This window comes from Methylomonas sp. Uni0009 (genome assembly GCF_054188105.3).
This window is the reverse complement of record NZ_JBTAFN010000001.1, coordinates 881,045-898,822: the sequence shown is the minus strand read 5'-3', so window position 1 is coordinate 898,822 and position 17,778 is coordinate 881,045. Positions and strand designations below refer to the sequence as shown.

The following is a 17,778-nucleotide window of genomic DNA, read 5'->3' as shown; positions in this document are numbered from 1 at the left end:
TTATTCATGCAGCGTTGGCAGCGGGAAATAAATATTGCTATTGCTTTACTGATACCGGCTTTACTGCTGAGTTTTTTTGTCGGGCACCTCAGCTATTTCTTATTGGCAATCACCCTTTTTCTCTACATTAAGCAATCGATCAACGTGAGCCGCCTTGAGCGTTGGTTAAGCCAGGGCGGCCGCGGAGAGCGCCCCGATTTTAAAGGGATCTGGGGCGATATCTACTACCACTTTTATAAAATTCGCAAAAGCCAAAAACGCCAGAAGAAGAAGTTGGGCAAAATGCTGGATGGGTTTCGCAAATCGACCAGCGCCTTGCCTGACGCCATTGTGGTACTAGGCAGCTACGGCGAAATCGAGTGGAGCAACAAGGTGGCCTATGACTATCTGGGCCTGAAGCGTTCCGATAACGGGCAGCGGATTCCTAACTTGGTGCGGCACCCGCTGTTTATTCAGTACCTGAAGGATCAGGATTACCACAACAAGGTTTGTATTCCCTCGCCTATCAACGAAAACATGATTTTGCAAATCGGCATTTTCCCTTACGGTGCCGGCTTACGTTTGTTGATGGCGCAGGATGTCACCCATCTAAAGAATATCGAACGGATGCGTACCGACTTTGTGGCCAATGTCTCGCACGAATTACGCACGCCGATTACCGTGTTGCGTGGTTATCTGGAGACCTTGCAGGAACTTGACGACGGTAGCAGTCCTTACACGCGCTCATTCCAAAACATGGCGGCACAGACCGAGCGCATGCAAGCCTTGATCGATGATTTACTGCTACTGGCGCGCCTGGAGAGTAAAACCAAGAAATTCGAATGCGTGAATATTCCTGATTTGCTGGTGCAGGTTTGCCAGGAAAGCGATTTGTTGGAAAAGGACGAGCGCCGGGTCGAGCTGGTGTTGGATAGCCGAGCCAATGTGCGTGGCGATATGGAGGAGTTGCGTAGCGCTTTCAGCAATCTGTTGGTCAATGCCATGAAATATTCGCAGCCTAGCTCGCCGGTTAAAGTGAGTTGGCGGGGCAAGCCCGACGGCAGCGTTTATTTTGAAGTGGAAGATTTTGGCGACGGCATCTCCAGTGTGGATATTCCCCGGATTACCGAACGCTTTTACCGCGCCGAAGTGAAACGTAATCAAAAAATCCCCGGCACCGGTTTGGGGCTGGCCATCGTCAAGCATGTGTTGGTCAGGCACGATGCCAAGCTGGACATTGAAAGCCAACTGGGCAGAGGCAGTAAATTCCGCTGCGTGTTTCCGCGGCAGCGCCTGTGTTGAGGCTTGGCTGAATCGCGGTTAAAACACGGTCGGCGGATTGGCGAATCGGTAAGTTTGTGAGGCGGCTTTTTTGGCGGCATTCATAGCGGCTTGTTTCAGCGCTTCGGTATTGTCGGCATGGTCAGGGCAGATGGCGATACCGATACGGCAATTGAGTTGGGCTGTGTCGTGTTCCAGCGTAAACGGTTCGGCGAGTTTTTCGATAATTAATTGGGCGATGCGCTCCGTGCTGTCGGTTTTTTCCAGCTCGGCAAGGATGACCGCAAATTCCGCACCATCCATTCGCGCCACCAAATCGGTTTCCCGAGCATTCGCCAGCACGCGCTGCGCGGCTTCCTGCAAAATGCTGTCGCCTTGCGCATAACCAAAGCGCTCGTTAATGTCTTTGAAGTGCTCGATGTCCACCACCAGCAATGCCAAAAACCAGCCGCCGCGCTGCGCTTTTTTAATGTCTTGCTCCAGTCTGTCGTAAAACAGGCGGCGATTGCCAACACCCGTGAGCGGATCTAAATTAACCTGTTTCCACAGTTGTTCTTCACCGAGCTTACGCTGGGTGATGTCGAAAAACAGGCCAATACGCTTTAACGGTAGTCCGTTGCGGTCGAAGATGGTGTTGATGTTGAGTTGCTCGACATAGAGTTCGCCGTTTTTACGTCGATTCCAGATTTCGCCTTGCCATTTCCCTTTGCTATTGATGATTTGCCACATGGCTTGAAAAAAACTATCGTCATGCCGACCGGAGCCCAGAATCCGGGCGTTCTTGCCGATTATTTCTTCGGCGGAGTAACCGGTAATGCGACTGAATGCCGGGTTAATCGAGACGATGGTGGCATCCGCTTCGGTGATCATCATCGCTTCGCTGCAATTTTGGTAAAACAACATCCCTAGTTGCCGATCTTCTTCAGCCAATTTGTGTGCCGTGATGTCTTGCAGAATACCGGTCATGCGCGGGCTATTGCCGAGTTGGTGGCAACCGGAGCCGCGAATCCAGCGGATTGCGCCGTCGATGCGGCGAATGCGGCATTCGAAATTCCAATTGCTGTGTTGGGTGCAGGCAGTTTGGAAACCGGCGTTGACCATATCTCGATGTTCCGGTGTGACATGGCCGAGAAAAGTATGGTAAGTCCAATGCGGCAGCAGCTGGCTGTAGCCAAAAATTTGATCGTGTATGGCCGTGCGTTGTACCGAATAATCTTGCAAATCCAGATCCCAGGCGCCGGTATCGATGGTTTCCAATGCAAAACTCAAGCGGGCTTCACTTTGTTGCAAGGCCTGGTTGATTTGTTGTTGATGGAATAAAGTCAGGGCCAACGGTATACCCACGCTGGCCAGGATGAACAAGTAAAACCAGATGTTTAACAGGCCGCTTTGCAGGTGTATGGTGGCGAATGCGCCCAACTGATGTTGCAATCCCCACAGGGATTGAATGGCGGTCATGGTCACCAAAAGCAGGACGCCGTGACGGCCGAATCTGACAGCCGCCCAAACCACAAACAGGAAGGCCCAATAAGTTTCGCCGTAAGCGTTCAGCAGGTTGGGAAACCAGCTTAAAAACACCGCCTGGCCGCTCAAAAAACTCGTTGCTATGAAGGCCAGCGTTTCCAGTAAGCGTTTGGGGGCGAACCAGTCTTTCGGCCAGTGTCGCCAGATCAGAATTAAAGGCGTGACCAAGGCGATTCCCAATACATCGGCCATCCACCAGTGCCGCATACTGGGCAGCAGGGCTTCGGCAGGCGATACATGCTTAAAAACAAGGTCATGGGGCCGATCAGTGCGCTGAAACAGGCGGCGATGATGCCTGTCAAAGTCAGCCAGGCAAAATCCCGCGGGTGCCGTAGCGATAGCGAAAAGCCTGGGTTGCCGAGCAGTAGCCAGGCGCCAAGCCAGGATTCCAGGATATTGCCGGTAGCGATGCAGGCGGAGATTAACCAGGAGTCGCCGACCAGCATGCCGGCCAGAAACGCGCCGATGAATACGCCCGGCCAATAGCGCTTGCCGCCCAACAGAAAAGTGGCCATCCCCAGGCCGGCTGGAAACCAAACCAGCGTGACATTGCCGTTGTCGGAAAAAAAAGCCAATACCAGTTTGGCCAGCATGGCGTAGAGCAGGGCTATAGCGACTATTTTCAGTCCAACGATGTGGCGCGGAGTAAAGCCCATGAGGTTTTGGAATGTGTGCTTGTAAGTTGAAAAGTGTATATCAGTCGTCTGTATTCTCCAGTTTTTCACGCGGGTTTTAATGCGAATCGGTCGAGAAAAATCGCAGACAAACAAGTGGATAACTCTATAATTGCCCGCATTTTTGAGCTTGACCGAGGAGTGGGGATGATTTCCGAAACGGTTGTTGAGTTATCGCGGGCGCAGTTTGCGCTGCATGCAGTGCAATATTTTCTATTCGTACCTTTGACGCTGGGTTTATCGCTCTTGTTGGCGGCTATGGAATCCTGGTTTGTACTCAGCGGGCAGGGCGTTTACCAACGTATCACCCAGTTCTGGGGTAAGTTGTTCGCGATTGGTTTTGGCTTGAATATGGCTTCTTCTCTGGTGATGGCGAGTCAATTCGGTACCCATTGGTCGTATTTTGCGCATTATGTCGGCGATGTGTTTGCCTTGCCTTTATTGTTGGGCTTTGCCGGTTTGTTTATAGCTGCCAACGGCCTGGGCTGGTTTTTATTTGGCTGGCAGCGCCTGGGTAAAGGCACACATTTGGCGGTAACTTGGCTAATCGCGATTGGCTGTCACTTGAGTTTTTTCGGCTTTCTGATCGCCAGCGGCTGGATGCAAAATCCCGTGGGTGCGGAATTGAACACCCAAACGCTGCGCCTGGAGTTGCTCGATGTATCGTTGGTGCTGAGCAATCCGCTGGCTTGGGCGAAATTTGCGCATAGTTTGCTGGCCGGTTATGTGGTGGCGGCTGGTTTTGTGTTGGCTATCAGTGCTTACTATTTACTGAAGCAGCGCGAAACCGAATTGGCGCAACGTTCTTACCGGATGGCTGCTGCTTTGGGTTTGGCGAGTGTGATCGCTACGATGGCGATAGGCGATGCCAGTGTTTATGGTGCCGGCGCGATGCAGCATAACAAATTGGCGGCCATTAACGGTCTGCCCAATGATGCGACTTTGGCACAAAATCGCCAGCGCATCGGCAATGGCATAAAAGCTTACACAATCTTGCAAGAATTGCGCGACGACAAAACAGAGCCGGAACTGCTGGCGGCGTTTGCCGCCGCCAAAGTGGATTTGGGTTACGGCTTATTGCTGAAGCGTTGGCGGGAAAGCGTGACCGATGCCAGTCCGGCGCAGATAGAACAAGCCGTTAGCGCCAGCGTGCCGGCTAGCGGGCGTTTGTATTGGGGATATAGACTGATGATTGCGGCCGGTGCCTTGCTGGCGCTGCTGTTTGTAGCGGCAAACGCGGTCAATATCGTCGGTTGGCGGCATGCCTGGTTGTTCAAGGCCAGTGTTTATGCCTTGCCGTTGCCGTGGTTGGCGAGTGCCAGCGGCTGGTTTATCTCGGAGTTCGGCCGGCAGCCTTGGCTGGTGGCCGATATGCTGCCCATCTGGCACGGGGTATCCACATTGGCTGTCGCCGATCTGGCAGTCAGTCTGGCGGCTTACGGTTTGACCTATGCCGGCCTGCTGGCGTTGGCCGTCATGTTAACTTTAAAGTTTATCGGGCAGGGCAGCGCCACCGCGTTGCCGATTAACCAGGAGCCGAATTATGTTGCTTGATTATGAAATGCTGCGCTTGATCTGTTGGGGCGTGTTGGGCTTGTTCGTGATCGGTTTTGTGCTGAGCAGCGGTATCGAGATCGGCGTCAGCCTGTTGTTGCCCTTTTTGCATGCCTCCGAGGCGCAGCGCGCCGAGCTGGTCGCCAGGTTGGCACCAACCAGCGCCGGGAATCAGGTCTGGCTACTGGTAACCATCGGTGTATTGTTTGTCGGTTGGCCGACAGTGTATGCGGCGACGTTTGCCAGCTTTCAACCTTTGCTATTGTTGATGGTGTTATCGCTATTCGTGCGGCCTTTGGGCTGGTATTTCAGAGCTAGCGTGACGCGCGAGGATAGTCTGAAAAAATGGGATAAGGCCTTGTTTATTAGTGGCTTGTTGCCGGCGGCGCTGTTGGGGGTGATGGCCGGCAATCTGTTGAAAGGCGTGCCGTTTCATTTAGCCAGTGATATGCACATTGCTTTTCTGGGCAGTTTTTCCGGGCTGTTCAGTCCGTTTGCGTCCTTGGTCGGCGCTACCTGCGTAGCCTTATTGGCAGTGCATGGCGCGATTTATCTGCAAACGCATAGCCAAGACGAGCTATACCAGCGCAGCAAGGCGCTGGTCATGTCCAGCGGTTTGGCGTTTTTGGTGTTGTTTGCGTTGGCCGGCGGTTGGATTACTCATTTGGAGGGTTATCACGTCAGCACCGAGATTATGCCGAATGGGGTTTCCAACCCATTGACCAAATTTGTGAAACGCGGCGACGGTTTGTGGCTGGACAATTACGAGCACGAACCGGCCTTATGGGCCTTGCCTGCTTTGGCCTTTGTCTGCGGGATAGCCGCGTTGGTGCTGTCCCGTCTGGATAGAGCGTATTGGGCGTTGCTGGCTAGTGCCGTGATGGTGGTGATGGTGATTTTAACCATGGGAGTGTCCTTGTTTCCGTTCTTGGCGCCGTCCAATATATCCTTGAATAGTTCGCTGACTATTTGGGATGCCAGCGCCAGTCTGACGACCTTGAGCGCCCTGCTGTGCTTGACCGGGGTCATGCTGCCGCTGATGGCAATTGCCACGCGCGGCCTTTATAAAATGTTACCTTGAGTGCGGCTAGGGGTGTTTCGGAGGCAATGCATGCATCGAGACTTCCTTAACCGGCGTAACTCTGCTAAAACCTAGTTTCCTAACAACTATAATTAATAAAGGTAGGCGCATCATGAAGAAAATCCTTAACCACACCCTGATCGGCATTCTGGCGTTTATACCGATTATGGTGATTGTACAAATCGTGTTGTTCGTGAAAGACCGACTTACCGATTTGTTTCAATTCGTTTACGGTTATTCCGATAATTATCTGGTGACATTTCTGTTGTTTGCCGCCAGTTTCGCGACCATTACCTATGTGGGGAGTCGGGTCAGCCTGGGCCGGTTTTCCATCATCGCGATGTTCGAACACCTGATCGAGCGCATCCCGCTGTTAAGTACGATTTACCGGGTGACCAAGAAACTGGTGAACATGATTGCCGGCCATCAATTGCAAGAGCCGCGCGAAGTGGTGTACATCGAATATCCAAAGGAGGGCATTTGGGTACCTGCCTACGTAACCAACAAGACCGACGACCGTTATGTGTTGTTTGTGCCGACTTCGCCTAATCCTACTTCAGGGTTTGCGGTGATTGTTCACGAATCGAAAGTGGTTAAATCGGACATGAGCATCGAGCAAGTGACCAGCTTTATCATCAGCGTCGGCGCCGATTTCGAAAAAGTCTCGGAAATCGCCAAATTGCCTAAGTAAATTCGCCCGTCTGTTGCAGCGATGACCTTTTCGCTGCAACAAAATCCCTTTTCGGCTTGATGCCGTATCAGCTAACCGGACTGCCATGCACGATCCAAGCTATTTACTCGCCGAAGCGCTCGGCAATCGACTAAACACCCTGAGTCTACGTCTGGCTTTGGCGGAATCCTGCACCGGAGGCGGTATTGCCAAGGCAATTACCGATGTGCCGGGCAGTTCCGGATGGTTTGATCGGGGTTTTGTCACCTACAGCAACGATGCCAAGATCGATATGCTGGGTGTCAAACCGGAGACTTTGGCGAGAGTGGGGGCGGTTAGCGAGGAGACTGCTTTGGAAATGGTGGCGGGCACTTTGACCAATAGCCTGGCCGATCTGGCTTTGGCCGTCACCGGTATTGCCGGGCCGGACGGCGGCACGCCGGTAAAGCCGGTCGGAACCGTATTTATCGCCTGGCAAATGCGCGGCGCTAAAGGCGCTTGTTTGCAGAAACAATTCAGCGGCGACCGGCAGTCGATACGCCAGCAGGCAACGCTGTTTTGCTTGCAGCAACTTTTACACATGCTGGAAAACGCCTAATCCCGGCGATTTTTATTTCTTCGACAGCGTCTGATCCAGGTATTTTCAAGAGCTGTTCTGTAAATAGCCTGGGTTCAATCCGGAGTCGGAATAAGGCTTGATCGGCCAAAAAGCTTTTAACTCCGGCTCACAAGTTACGTTAAAATGTCGCTTCTTTTGCTTGCGGATGTTGTCGCCATGTTGAAAAAATTCCTGCTTTCCACGGCTGTTTTCTTAGCGCTAACTGCTTGCGCTACTAGCCCTACCGGCCGCTCCCAGTTTATCTACATGTCCGATAATCAGGTCGATCAAATGGGCTTGCAATCCTTCAGCGACATGAAAAGCAAAAACCCTATTACGCAAAACCCACGCTACAGTCAATTTGCTAGCTGTGTGGCGCAAGCCATTACCCAACAAACCGGCGGGCAATGGGAAGTGGTGGTGTTTGAAGATGAAACCCTGAATGCGTTTGCATTGCCTGGCAACAAAATTGGTGTACATACCGGTCTGATCAATCTGGTCGACAATCAAGATCAACTGGCGGCGGTGATAGGTCACGAGGTAGGCCACGTCCTGGCGCGCCACAGTAATGAGCGTTTGTCGCAGGAAACCGCGGTCAGCACCGGATTATCGATGGTGCAAGCCGTGTCGCAGCCGCAAACCGCATTGGGGCAAACTGCGCTGGGCTTATTAGGCGTTGGTGCCCAATACGGTGTCATTCTGCCGTTCAGCCGGGTGCATGAAACCGAAGCCGATACCATCGGTTTGGATTTAATGGCCAAAGCGGGATTTGATCCGCGGCAGAGCGTGAATTTGTGGTTGAAAATGGATAAGGCTGCGCAGGGCGGCCAACCTATCGAATTTATGTCCACCCATCCATCGCACGGTAGCCGCATCGAGAACTTGAATCAGCATATGAATCAAGCGTTGCAGATGCAGCAACAAGCCCGAAACAATGGCAGACAACCGCATTGCAGCAAATAATGAATCCGCATTTATCGCAATTACATCCGTATCCGTTTGAAAAACTGGCTACGCTGAAACAAGGCATTACGCCGCCGGCCGACAAAGCGCATATTGCTTTGTCGATTGGCGAACCGAAACACGCCACCCCGCATTTTATCCAGGAGGCCTTGCTAAGGCACTTGCACGGTTTGACCCAATATCCCACCACCAAAGGTTTGCCTGAGTTGCGCCAGGCCATTGCCGACTGGACCTGCCGCAGGTTTGGGATTCCGACCGGCGGTGTGGATGCCGAAACCCAGGTATTGCCGGTCAACGGCACTCGCGAGGCTTTGTTCTCCTTGGTGCAGGCGGTGATTGATCCGGCAGAGAAGCCGGTGGTAATCATGCCCAATCCGTTTTATCAGATCTACGAAGGCGCGGCCTTGTTGGCTGGCGCCGAGCCGTATTATCTGAATACCGTGGAAGCCGATGGTTATTTGCCGGATTTCGACAGCGTGCCGGAGGCGATTTGGCAACGCTGCCAACTGATGTTTATTTGCTCGCCGGGCAATCCAACCGGCACGGTGCTGACACCAGCCGATCATCTGAAATTATTGGCTTTTGCCGAAAAGTACGATTTTGTGATTGCCTCGGACGAATGCTACACCGAACTGTACGACGACGAGGCCCATCCGCCGCAAGGCTTGCTGCAAAGCGCTTATCAGGCCGGCATTACCGATTTCAAACGCTGCGTGATTTTCCAAAGTCTGTCCAAGCGTTCCAATGCGCCGGGTTTGCGTTCCGGCTTTGTCGCCGGCGACGCCGAGGTGTTGAAACAGTATTTTAAATACCGCACCTACCACGGCTGCCCGATGCCGGTGCCGACCCAGCACGCCAGCATCGCCGCCTGGAACGACGAAGAGCACGTCAAGCATAACCGCCAGTTGTACCGAGACAAATTCAGCGCATTTATCGAAATTTTGCAGGATGTGTGCGAGATCAGCCGGCCACCAGCCAGCTTTTACATCTGGCTGAAGACGCCAATCTCCGATACCGAATTTGCGCAAAAGCTGTTTGCCCAGCAAAACATTACGGTGTTGCCTGGTAGTTACCTTTCTCGCGAGAGCGGCGGCATCAATCCCGGCGCCAATCATGTGCGGATAGCCCTGGTCGCGCCTATTGAAGAGTGTGTAGAAGCCGCGCAACGGATTAAAGCATTTCTCAATGAAAACAAGCCGTAGGAATTTCCCCTCTTTGAAAAAGAGGGGCTAGGGGAGATTTTTAGATAAATCCCCCTCGATCCCCCTTTTACAAAGGGGGAAGAAACCCAGACCCTTTTTTAAAACCATTCCAAGAAGTGAAGCCATGTCAAACCTGGAAAACATCATCAACGACGCCTTTGAAAACCGCGCCGAAATCAGCTCGTCCACCGTCTCAACCGAAGTGCGTAACGCGGTTGCCGAAGCCTTGAATATGCTTGATAAAGGCGAAGCTCGCGTCGCCGAGAAAAAAGACGGCGATTGGGTCACCAATCAATGGCTGAAAAAAGCGGTGCTGCTGTCGTTTCGCATCAATGAAAACAAAGTCATCGAAAGCGGCGACGTGCGCTATTACGACAAGGTGCCGACCAAATTCGGCCAGTACAGCGAAGCCGACTTTGCTCAAGCCGGCGTCCGCGTGGTGCCCAACGCAGTAGCCCGTTACGGTTCTTACATAGCGCCGGGCGCGATCCTGATGCCGTCATACGTCAACATCGGCGCTTACGTCGATAGCGGCACCATGGTCGACACCTGGGTAACGGTCGGTTCCTGCGCGCAAATCGGTAAAAACGTGCATTTGTCCGGCGGCGTCGGTATCGGCGGCGTACTGGAACCGTTGCAAGCCAACCCCACCATCATCGGCGACAACTGCTTTATCGGTGCTCGTTCCGAGATCGTCGAAGGCGTGATCGTCGAAGACAATTGCGTGGTATCGATGGGCGTCTACATCGGCCAAAGCACCAAGATCTTCAACCGCATGACCGGCGAAGTGACTTATGGCCGTATCCCGGCCGGATCGGTAGTCGTCTCCGGCAACCTGCCTTCCAAAGACGGCAGCCACAGCTTGTATTGCGCGGTGATCATTAAGCAGGTGGACGAGAAAACTCGCAGCAAAACCGGGATTAATGAGTTGTTGCGGGATTAATCGCTCGCTTTCTGATGCATGGCGCTGGTTTGGCGCCATGCGTTACAATGTTGGCACGGCTTTTTCCTTGAGGGCGTAGGGCATGAACGCAATTCCATTCGATACCTTAAAATTTGCGCTGCGTTTAAAGGCGGCGGGTTTTACCGAGGCGCAAGCCGAAGTAATCACCGAAATGCAAAAGGAAGTCGTCGACAACACGCTGGAACAAGCCAGGCACGATTTTCATCTCGACGATGTCTCCACCAAACGCGATTTAAAGGACTTGGAAGTCGTATTGCGTACCGAAATCAAAGCGTTGGAATCCGAGTTAAGCCACAAAATCGAATTACTCCGAGCCGACACTCGACGCGATCAAGCGGAAACCAAAGCCGATTTAACTCGCTGGATTGTCGCCGCCGGGTTCTTGCAAACTACAGTCATTGTGGCGGTGTTGCTGAAAATAGCGCATTTGGTTTGATTCTTCACGGAGACAGTTGTTAACCGGCCAAGATTTTTTCCTTGTTACTCCAGTCCCGGCATAGTGGTTCTGGTTGGCCTGTATACTCCAAGCTGCTTAACAAAACGCCATGAGGGAGTGCGATGTCCAAAGCAAACAAAGTGAGGTTTTGGAGCTTATATGCTGTGTGCCTGCTGAGCTCGGGCGTCAGAGCCATCGAAAACTGCCCCATAGAACGTGCCCGTTATGAATTGATGGGGGACGAAAAGTTCTCCGCCGGTTTTGACATTAAGCCTACGCGAGTTAATCCGGCCGGAGAGCTTGTGATATTTGTGTCGTCGTTAGCCAGTCAATACACCTACTGGTTCAGATTGAATTCGGGAAACGGTTACTCAATACTGTCCATGACGCCTTTGGAGCAGCCCAAGCCCGGTTCGGAGTCTATACTGCTCCGTGACGCGTCAACGACGCAGCACGAGTTGACCGAGTTTCAACCGATATTCTTGATCGACGAAAATCTGGTGTTTTTTCCTCCAGAGTCCGCTCGGCCGGGTTTGGCTGCACCAATGTACCTGTTTCCAGCAGCTCTCGCTCCAAGTCTTTGGTACCACAGTGGATCGCTCGGCAATCCCGAAAATACCCGCGAATCGATGCTCCGTGCTTTGTTTAAATATAAGGATTGTCGGCAAAGTTAAATTTTATTCGCCCTGATGGTAAACACCATTACCAACTCCTCATCCTGTTGTAAGGTCAACGGCGTCGGCAGGCCGTCCGGGCCTGGTTGCTTGCCGATAATCGGCTCGATGCAGACATACTCGGCTTTTTTGTCGCTCCAAATGCCAAAAGCCAACGAAAGTCCTGCCGACAATGGCGAGATGTCGCAAGCCATTGTGACCGCGTAATCTGCTGTGCTTAACTTGATCGGTGCCGCTGGCGAGTTGGCGTGATGTACTCTCAAGCTATCGTGCGGGAGAGCCGAGACCTCAATATGCGTGTCCGCAATATCGATAAAACTGTTGGGCGAAATCGAAAAATAGGGGTGAAAGCCGGGGCGTACCAAGGCGGTTTCCGACAGCGCGCGAATGCGGGTGCTGACTGTCAGGGTTTTGCTGTTTGCTTCCGTCTGCTCCTGCCAATCGGTAATTACCTCGACGCTGCCCCAGTTAGTTTCGTCAGGCGCCGTGAGGTTTTTTTGGTGCGGCAGATCGCTGTCACAAGGGGTTATGCGGTATTCGCCGTGTTTAAGCGCGAAAGGCGGCGACAATTCCTCAAAATTAGGTATGCACAGATACACACCGCCGCGCGAACCGCCGTCGGCTTTATCGTGTAAAGGTTGGATAATATGAATGTCGTCTAACTGCCAATTGACTAGGGTGCCTGTGTCGGTGAATTTCATGAGGGAAAATGTATCCTGTGCTGGAATGGTTTTACGGTATTGGGTATGGCGATAATTGAGTGAGTTTTTAGGGCGCGCGATGTGGCATAAGTTGCCAGTCTGCGGTCATGGGTCTCAAAAATAAGTGCCTTGAGGGCTATTGTAAACAACGGGGCAGGGAATATGGGGATTTCAGGTTGGCTTGATGATGTTTCTGTAACCGGGCGCTGCTGATAGACTCAGGATTGTCGAATTTTCGACTGTAATAAAATTAAGCGGTAACCTTGTTTTATCCAGGTCGAGACGATGCAAACAACCGATATTTTTTCCTTGAAAAGTCACGCCGGCGAATATCAAGATTGGCCATTGCAGACCCAATTGCTGATAAATGGTTTGCCGAGCTCGTCTTATGTGCCCGGCTATCGGCTTTTGCATCAATTTCAAACTCCCGCGCATGAATACCTGTTAATTTGCGATTGGGATTGCCCCTTTGAAGAAGCCACAGAGATAATCTTGCTGGATAGCCAGTTCAACGTGCTGGCGGTGCGTTCGTTTGGCGTGCCCTACGGCTCTTTCTGGCTGGACGAGGTGTGGGTGTTGGACGATGCCAACCTCAAGCTTAGGTTTTTTCGAGATGAGGATTGGCAAGTGACTATCACGCCGCAAAACGTCCCTTGCCTGCATTTTTCAAGCAGAAGTTGGCTACCGGTGTTTCGATCGCGGATACAGTTAAAACGGCTTTAAGCGGATAGATCGACCGGACGCGGTCTGCCGCTCGGGTTTGTGCGGCTATGCAGCCCTAGGTAGGAATTTTCCGAACCAACCGATGTAATTGCAAATGTAGCTGGTAAGCTTGTCCTGAGAATCGAAACGGGAGTATGCCCGGCGGAAAATAGCCGGTCAGGGAAAGTAGACGGCGCGCGAGGGAGTTTTAACGCATGGCAAGGATGAGCGGCTATGCGTTACAATGCGGGCATAAGTTCCAAGGAGGCAACACAGCATGAATGCGAACCCTTTCGATACGCTGCCTACGCGCAGTTGATTTAATTGCCGCCAGTTGCCGGCCCCGTTTTTCTCTTCAATCCTAACCTGCGAGCACATCATGCCAGAAAATATTTCCAATAATGCCCTAATCCTCGCCCTGTTATCTCTGAACGGCGAGATCGCTATTCAAAAAGACTACCTGGAATCCGATGAAATTCCGGAAGACGAGGTAGCCGATGAGGAAGAAGTGCTGGACGATTTGGAGCAGGCTTTCATGGAGTTTGTGGACGTTTACAAAGCGCGTGCCCACGCCGATAAAACCTTGCCTAGCCTGGAAGAATTGTTGGCCGGCGAAGAAGGCTAATAATCCATGTTGGTAATGTACGGCATCAAGAACTGCGATAGCGTTAAAAAGGCGCGCACTTGGCTGGAAGCGCGGCAGATTGCCTACCGCTTCCACGACTATCGAATCGATGGCCTGGATGCGGCTTTGCTGCAGCGCTTTGTCGATACGCTGGGCGTGGATGCCGTGCTTAACCAGCGCAGTACCAGCTGGCGCCAATTGGACGACGCCCAAAAAACCGATTTAACTCCCGACAAAGCCGTGCAACTCATGCTGGCTGTGCCGACCCTGATCAAGCGCCCGATTCTGGATGATGGAGAGCAACTGATCGTCGGCTTCAATCCCGATCAGTACCCTACCGAATAATGAGCGAAACCCTTTCTTTGCTAGAAGCGTTGATTCGTCGCGAATCAGTGACCCCCCACGACGCCGGTTGCCAGGATTTGCTGGCGCAGCGCTTGACCAAGCTTGGCTTTACTGACGAACGCCTGAATTTTGCCGATACCCAAAACCTCTGGTTGCGAAAAGGGCAACAGGCGCCGCTGTTTGTGTTCTTAGGGCATACCGACGTGGTGCCGACCGGGCCTTTGGCGGCGTGGGATTCCCCGCCGTTCGAACCAACCATCCGCGATGGCAAGCTTTACGGCCGTGGTGCGGCGGATATGAAAGGCGGCATTGCCGCGTTTGTCACGGCCGTCGAGCGTTTTGTGGCGGAATATCCAGAACATAAAGGCTCAATCGCCATCATGATGACTAGCGACGAGGAGGGCGTAGCCACCAACGGTGTCGTCAAAGTGGTCGAAGTGCTGGAGCAACGCGGCGAAAAAATCGATTGGTGTCTGGTCGGCGAACCGTCCAGCGATAAAAAAATCGGTGATGTGATTCGGGTCGGTCGGCGCGGCTCCTTATGCGCCAAGCTGACTGTATTGGGTATCCAAGGCCATGTGGCGTATCCGGAACTGGCGGAAAATCCGATTCACACGTTCGCGCCGGCGCTGAAAGAGTTGACCGAGGAAGTGTGGGACCACGGTAACCAATTTTTCCCGCCTACCCGTTTGCAAGTTTCCAACATCAACGGCGGTACCGGCGCGGAAAACATCATTCCCGGCCAGGTGGAAGTGCAGTTCAATCTGCGGTTTTGCACGGAGCTGGACGAAGCGACCATCAAGGCCCGTACCCAGGCAATTTTGGACAAACACGGCTTTAAATACGATCTGCAATGGCGCTTGTCCGGCAACCCATTCCTGACCTCGCAAGGCGAATTAATCGACGCCACGCATGCCGCGATTGAAAGCGTCTGTGGCTTTCAAACTTTGGACGATACCGGCGGCGGCACCTCCGACGGCCGTTTCATCGCCCCGACTGGCGCACAAGTAATTGAGTTGGGGCCTTTGAATGCCAGTATTCATAAAGTCAACGAGCACATTGGCCTGGACGAGCTGGAAGTTTTAAGCCGAATTTACCAACAGATTTTGGTCAATTTACTGGCGCATTAAACGGGTTCTTAAAATATAGGCACTCCTGCTTCTGCGGGAGCTCAACTGCCTAAACAGGGTTCTCACCGGGCCCGTGTAAACAATTGTCTTCTCCCAGTCGTCACCCCTCGGCCTCTAATACTCTGCCCAAACCGCTGGCAAGTTAGAGAAAAGCCAGCCCATGATTGAGCTATGCCGAAGCGCTCAAGGGATTATCTTCAAGCAGTGATTACCGAAGGTTTGATCCGGAAATTTCGCCGGATACTAATCGCAACGACCACGCTATACTTTTAAGCCTAGATTGTGGCGCAAGCTTGGCCGACGGTCTGAAACGGAATATTCCGATATCAACAGGGGAAAGCATGACTACTAGCCCTGCTCCACAAAAGTTATTGGCGCGCTACCGGCATTACTATCCGGCTCTCCTGATTTTGCTGATTTCGCTGTCTGCCTTGTTTGTGGCTTGGCAAGATCTGAATTGGCGTTATCAGCAGCGTTTACAGGAATATTTCGATTTTGAAACCCAACGCCTTACCAGCGACATCAGCAAACGTATGGCTTTACATGGCCAAACACTACGTAGCGCCGCCGGCTTGTTTGCCGCAAGCTATGAGGTTACCCGCGAGGACTGGCGTGCTTTTGTTGAAATGCTGGAGTTGGATCGCAGCCATCCGGGGGTGCAAGGCGTGGGCTATACGGTCTGGATTCCCGCCGGACAGCTTGAACAGCATATTGCCGATATTCGCCGCCAGGGCTTTCCTGACTATGTAGTTAATCCGTTAGAACCGCGCAGCGAATATTCCAGCATTATCTACTTGGAGCCGTTCGGCGGCCGCAATCTCCGCGCCTTTGGCTACGATATGTACTCTGAACCGATTCGGCGCAAAGCGATGGAGCGCGCGCGGGACAACGGCGAGTTGGCCTATACCGGTAAGTTGGTTCTAATCCAGGAAACCAAGGCCGATTTACAAGCCGGGATGTTGGCGTATTTTCCGGTGTATCGCAACGGCAGCATCCCACAAACCTTAGAGCAGCGCCGTTCTGCGCTGCTGGGCTGGGTATACATTCCTTATCGCATGAATGACTTGCTGAAAGCTATCCTGGGACAGGATTTATTGGCCTTGCGCCTGGAAATTTTCGATCAGGACGATCTCAGTGCCGAGGGCCTGCTTTTCGATAGTCAGGCCAGCTTGGTGCCGGCAGCGTTTAAAACCGATGCCGGTGCCATGACTCGCATACAGCGCCTGGATTTGGGCGGGCATTTTTGGACCTTGCGTTACAGTGCCATGCCAGCCTTCAGCAAGACCGCCAGATTCGAGCCGCCCTGGGTTGAAGTATTGGCGTTGGTGCTGATCAGCTTTTTGCTGTTTTTTATTACCTGGGCCTATATCAATGCACGCCGAAACGCGGAGATTGCGCTGCAATTGACCGAGTCGTTACGGCAAAGCGAAAGCCGGTTCCGCAGCTTGTTCGAAAACTCGCCGGTGGCCTATCTGGCAATGGATAGACAAGGTAATTTGTTGGATGTCAATCCGCAATTGTGTGCGCTGCTGGACTACGACATTGATGAACTGATAGGCCGCAAACTGTTTGAGTTCATTTCGCCGGAAACCGGACAGGATTTTCGGCTAAAACTGCACCTGCTGAATCACTACGGTTTGCTGGAATGCGAATTGTCGCTGCTGACAAAATTGGGTCATATGTTGACCGTGATTCTGGACGGCCGCTTGCAGGGCGATAAGGCCCGACCTGCCGTTATTCATTGCATTTTGACCAATATTACTGAGCGCAAGCGCGCCGAAGATAAATTGCAATTGGCGGCCCGGGTGTTTAGCGATGCGCATGAAGGCATCACCATCACCGATGCGGCCGGCAATATTATCGATGCCAACCCGACTTTTTGCGCGATAACCGGCTATGCCCGCGAGGAAGTGATCGGCCGCAATCATAGTATTTTGCAGTCGGGAAAACACGATGCGCAATTCTATAAAGACTTGTGGCAAACCCTGCAAACCGAGGGTTGCTGGCAAGGCGAGATATGGAATCGCAAGAAAAGCGGCGAGTTATATGTCGAATTGCTGACGATCTCGGCCATGCGCAACCGCACCGGCGAAATTCTGAATTATGTCGGTTTGTTTTCGGACATCACCCAAGCCAAACTTCAGCAGCAGGAGCTGGAGCGCTTGGCCCATCACGATCCGTTGACGCAATTGCCTAACCGCATCTTGTTCAACGATAGATTTTGTCAGGCCTTGGCGCGCTGTAAACGCGACAGTACCTTATTGGGCGTTGTGTATATGGATCTGGACGGGTTCAAACAGGTCAACGACCAGTTCGGCCACGAGGCTGGCGATACATTGCTGATCGAGGTGGCTAAGCGGATAAAAGCCAATTTGCGCGAGGACGACACGGTGTGCCGATTAGGCGGTGACGAATTTGCCTTATTGATGGGCGGTCTGGAATCCAAGCCGCAGTGTGAGCAGGCTTTGCTGCGTGTTCATCAGGCGATTTCCCAGCCCTACTATATCGGCGGGCAAACCGCGAAAATTGGCGTCAGTAGCGGTATTACCTTATGTCCCCTGGATGTGGGGACGCCGGATTGCTTACTCAGTCACGCCGATCAGGCCATGTATCTTGCCAAACAGCAGGGCCGAGGCAGCTATGAATTTTTTCAGCCCGGTTGAGTCTGCTTAGCA

18 protein-coding genes are annotated in these 17,778 nt (G+C 52.6%); 15 read left to right on the top strand and 3 right to left on the bottom strand.

The window, feature by feature from the left end; genetic code table 11:
* Window positions 1-6 precede the first annotated feature (6 nt).
* Window positions 7-1,281, top strand: a complete 1,275-nt coding sequence (gene phoR, locus ACWAU0_RS04195) for a phosphate regulon sensor histidine kinase PhoR (RefSeq protein WP_033155877.1) — start codon at window positions 7-9, stop codon at window positions 1,279-1,281.
* A gap of 18 nt (window positions 1,282-1,299) precedes the next feature.
* On the opposite strand, the gene ACWAU0_RS04190 is transcribed toward phoR, so the two are convergent.
* Window positions 1,300-2,991 (bottom strand): diguanylate cyclase domain-containing protein, encoded by a 1,692-nt coding sequence (locus tag ACWAU0_RS04190; RefSeq protein ID WP_458138400.1) that lies wholly within the window; start codon window positions 2,989-2,991, stop codon window positions 1,300-1,302.
* Window positions 2,937-3,440 carry an MASE1 domain-containing protein gene (locus ACWAU0_RS04185; RefSeq protein WP_458138399.1) on the bottom strand — a complete coding sequence of 168 codons (504 nt, stop codon included), beginning with the start codon at window positions 3,438-3,440 and terminating at the stop codon, window positions 2,937-2,939. The genes ACWAU0_RS04190 and ACWAU0_RS04185 overlap by 55 nt, the downstream gene beginning before the upstream one ends.
* A gap of 165 nt (window positions 3,441-3,605) precedes the next feature.
* On the opposite strand from ACWAU0_RS04185, the gene ACWAU0_RS04180 reads away from it, so the two are divergent.
* The 9 genes from ACWAU0_RS04180 to ACWAU0_RS04140 all read left to right on the top strand — a co-directional run bounded on the left by ACWAU0_RS04180 (window position 3,606) and on the right by ACWAU0_RS04140 (window position 11,600).
* A complete protein-coding gene (locus tag ACWAU0_RS04180; protein WP_458138398.1) occupies window positions 3,606-5,012 on the top strand; it encodes a cytochrome ubiquinol oxidase subunit I in 1,407 nt (468 codons plus the stop codon).
* Entirely contained in the window at window positions 5,002-6,093 is a 1,092-nt protein-coding gene (gene cydB, locus ACWAU0_RS04175) for a cytochrome d ubiquinol oxidase subunit II (RefSeq protein ID WP_458138397.1), read from the top strand. Before ACWAU0_RS04180 ends, cydB begins: the two co-directional genes overlap by 11 nt.
* A gap of 112 nt (window positions 6,094-6,205) precedes the next feature.
* Window positions 6,206-6,784: a DUF502 domain-containing protein gene (locus ACWAU0_RS04170; RefSeq protein ID WP_205453023.1), complete on the top strand. Its 579-nt coding sequence runs from the start codon at window positions 6,206-6,208 to the stop codon at window positions 6,782-6,784.
* Window positions 6,785-6,869: 85 nt separating this feature from the next.
* The gene (locus ACWAU0_RS04165; protein WP_033155880.1) at window positions 6,870-7,361 is read left to right on the top strand and encodes a CinA family protein; all 492 of its coding nucleotides are present in this window, start codon (window positions 6,870-6,872) and stop codon (window positions 7,359-7,361) included.
* A 267-nt stretch (window positions 7,362-7,628) separates the two neighbouring features.
* On the top strand, window positions 7,629-8,324 hold the full coding sequence (locus ACWAU0_RS04160; protein ID WP_503428542.1) for a M48 family metallopeptidase: 696 nt from the start codon (window positions 7,629-7,631) through the stop codon (window positions 8,322-8,324).
* Complete coding sequence (dapC, locus tag ACWAU0_RS04155) at window positions 8,324-9,526, top strand: succinyldiaminopimelate transaminase (protein WP_458138396.1); 1,203 nt, start codon at window positions 8,324-8,326, stop codon at window positions 9,524-9,526. The genes ACWAU0_RS04160 and dapC overlap by 1 nt, the downstream gene beginning before the upstream one ends.
* Window positions 9,527-9,650: 124 nt before the next feature.
* Window positions 9,651-10,469: a 2,3,4,5-tetrahydropyridine-2,6-dicarboxylate N-succinyltransferase gene (gene dapD / locus ACWAU0_RS04150; RefSeq protein WP_458138395.1), complete on the top strand. Its 819-nt coding sequence runs from the start codon at window positions 9,651-9,653 to the stop codon at window positions 10,467-10,469.
* A gap of 82 nt (window positions 10,470-10,551) precedes the next feature.
* Window positions 10,552-10,926 carry a CCDC90 family protein gene (locus ACWAU0_RS04145; RefSeq protein WP_171696648.1) on the top strand — a complete coding sequence of 125 codons (375 nt, stop codon included), beginning with the start codon at window positions 10,552-10,554 and terminating at the stop codon, window positions 10,924-10,926.
* A gap of 122 nt (window positions 10,927-11,048) precedes the next feature.
* Window positions 11,049-11,600 (top strand): hypothetical protein, encoded by a 552-nt coding sequence (locus ACWAU0_RS04140; protein WP_458138394.1) that lies wholly within the window; start codon window positions 11,049-11,051, stop codon window positions 11,598-11,600.
* Here the strand turns inward: ACWAU0_RS04140 and ACWAU0_RS04135 are convergent.
* Window positions 11,597-12,301 (bottom strand): aldose epimerase family protein, encoded by a 705-nt coding sequence (locus tag ACWAU0_RS04135; RefSeq protein ID WP_458138393.1) that lies wholly within the window; start codon window positions 12,299-12,301, stop codon window positions 11,597-11,599. The two genes, ACWAU0_RS04140 and ACWAU0_RS04135, sit on opposite strands and share 4 nt — an antisense overlap.
* Window positions 12,302-12,586: 285 nt before the next feature.
* Between ACWAU0_RS04135 and ACWAU0_RS04130 the strand changes: the two genes are divergently transcribed.
* From ACWAU0_RS04130 to ACWAU0_RS04110, 5 genes are all read left to right on the top strand, one after another.
* Window positions 12,587-13,024 carry a hypothetical protein gene (locus tag ACWAU0_RS04130; RefSeq protein ID WP_458138392.1) on the top strand — a complete coding sequence of 146 codons (438 nt, stop codon included), beginning with the start codon at window positions 12,587-12,589 and terminating at the stop codon, window positions 13,022-13,024.
* A gap of 358 nt (window positions 13,025-13,382) precedes the next feature.
* Window positions 13,383-13,628, top strand: coding sequence for a hypothetical protein (locus tag ACWAU0_RS04125; protein ID WP_033155885.1), 246 nt, complete (start codon window positions 13,383-13,385; stop codon window positions 13,626-13,628).
* A 6-nt stretch (window positions 13,629-13,634) separates the two neighbouring features.
* Complete coding sequence (locus ACWAU0_RS04120; RefSeq protein ID WP_458138391.1) at window positions 13,635-13,973, top strand: ArsC family reductase; 339 nt, start codon at window positions 13,635-13,637, stop codon at window positions 13,971-13,973.
* Window positions 13,973-15,103 carry a succinyl-diaminopimelate desuccinylase gene (gene dapE, locus ACWAU0_RS04115; RefSeq protein WP_458138390.1) on the top strand — a complete coding sequence of 377 codons (1,131 nt, stop codon included), beginning with the start codon at window positions 13,973-13,975 and terminating at the stop codon, window positions 15,101-15,103. The genes ACWAU0_RS04120 and dapE overlap by 1 nt, the downstream gene beginning before the upstream one ends.
* Window positions 15,104-15,444: 341 nt before the next feature.
* Window positions 15,445-17,766, top strand: coding sequence for a sensor domain-containing diguanylate cyclase (locus ACWAU0_RS04110; protein WP_458138389.1), 2,322 nt, complete (start codon window positions 15,445-15,447; stop codon window positions 17,764-17,766).
* Window positions 17,767-17,778 lie beyond the last annotated feature (12 nt).

What these genes read in the sequence shown, in the direction of transcription:
- phoR (WP_033155877.1), top strand. Translation starts at nt 7, where the DNA reads ATGCAGCGTTGGCAGCGGGAAATAAATATTGCTATTGCTTTACTGATA.
- ACWAU0_RS04190 (WP_458138400.1), bottom strand. Translation starts at nt 2,991, where the DNA reads ATGCGGCACTGGTGGATGGCCGATGTATTGGGAATCGCCTTGGTCACG.
- ACWAU0_RS04185 (WP_458138399.1), bottom strand. Translation starts at nt 3,440, where the DNA reads ATGGGCTTTACTCCGCGCCACATCGTTGGACTGAAAATAGTCGCTATA.
- ACWAU0_RS04180 (WP_458138398.1), top strand. Translation starts at nt 3,606, where the DNA reads ATGATTTCCGAAACGGTTGTTGAGTTATCGCGGGCGCAGTTTGCGCTG.
- cydB (WP_458138397.1), top strand. Translation starts at nt 5,002, where the DNA reads ATGTTGCTTGATTATGAAATGCTGCGCTTGATCTGTTGGGGCGTGTTG.
- ACWAU0_RS04170 (WP_205453023.1), top strand. Translation starts at nt 6,206, where the DNA reads ATGAAGAAAATCCTTAACCACACCCTGATCGGCATTCTGGCGTTTATA.
- ACWAU0_RS04165 (WP_033155880.1), top strand. Translation starts at nt 6,870, where the DNA reads ATGCACGATCCAAGCTATTTACTCGCCGAAGCGCTCGGCAATCGACTA.
- ACWAU0_RS04160 (WP_503428542.1), top strand. Translation starts at nt 7,629, where the DNA reads ATGTCCGATAATCAGGTCGATCAAATGGGCTTGCAATCCTTCAGCGAC.
- dapC (WP_458138396.1), top strand. Translation starts at nt 8,324, where the DNA reads ATGAATCCGCATTTATCGCAATTACATCCGTATCCGTTTGAAAAACTG.
- dapD (WP_458138395.1), top strand. Translation starts at nt 9,651, where the DNA reads ATGTCAAACCTGGAAAACATCATCAACGACGCCTTTGAAAACCGCGCC.
- ACWAU0_RS04145 (WP_171696648.1), top strand. Translation starts at nt 10,552, where the DNA reads ATGAACGCAATTCCATTCGATACCTTAAAATTTGCGCTGCGTTTAAAG.
- ACWAU0_RS04140 (WP_458138394.1), top strand. Translation starts at nt 11,049, where the DNA reads ATGTCCAAAGCAAACAAAGTGAGGTTTTGGAGCTTATATGCTGTGTGC.
- ACWAU0_RS04135 (WP_458138393.1), bottom strand. Translation starts at nt 12,301, where the DNA reads ATGAAATTCACCGACACAGGCACCCTAGTCAATTGGCAGTTAGACGAC.
- ACWAU0_RS04130 (WP_458138392.1), top strand. Translation starts at nt 12,587, where the DNA reads ATGCAAACAACCGATATTTTTTCCTTGAAAAGTCACGCCGGCGAATAT.
- ACWAU0_RS04125 (WP_033155885.1), top strand. Translation starts at nt 13,383, where the DNA reads ATGCCAGAAAATATTTCCAATAATGCCCTAATCCTCGCCCTGTTATCT.
- ACWAU0_RS04120 (WP_458138391.1), top strand. Translation starts at nt 13,635, where the DNA reads ATGTTGGTAATGTACGGCATCAAGAACTGCGATAGCGTTAAAAAGGCG.
- dapE (WP_458138390.1), top strand. Translation starts at nt 13,973, where the DNA reads ATGAGCGAAACCCTTTCTTTGCTAGAAGCGTTGATTCGTCGCGAATCA.
- ACWAU0_RS04110 (WP_458138389.1), top strand. Translation starts at nt 15,445, where the DNA reads ATGACTACTAGCCCTGCTCCACAAAAGTTATTGGCGCGCTACCGGCAT.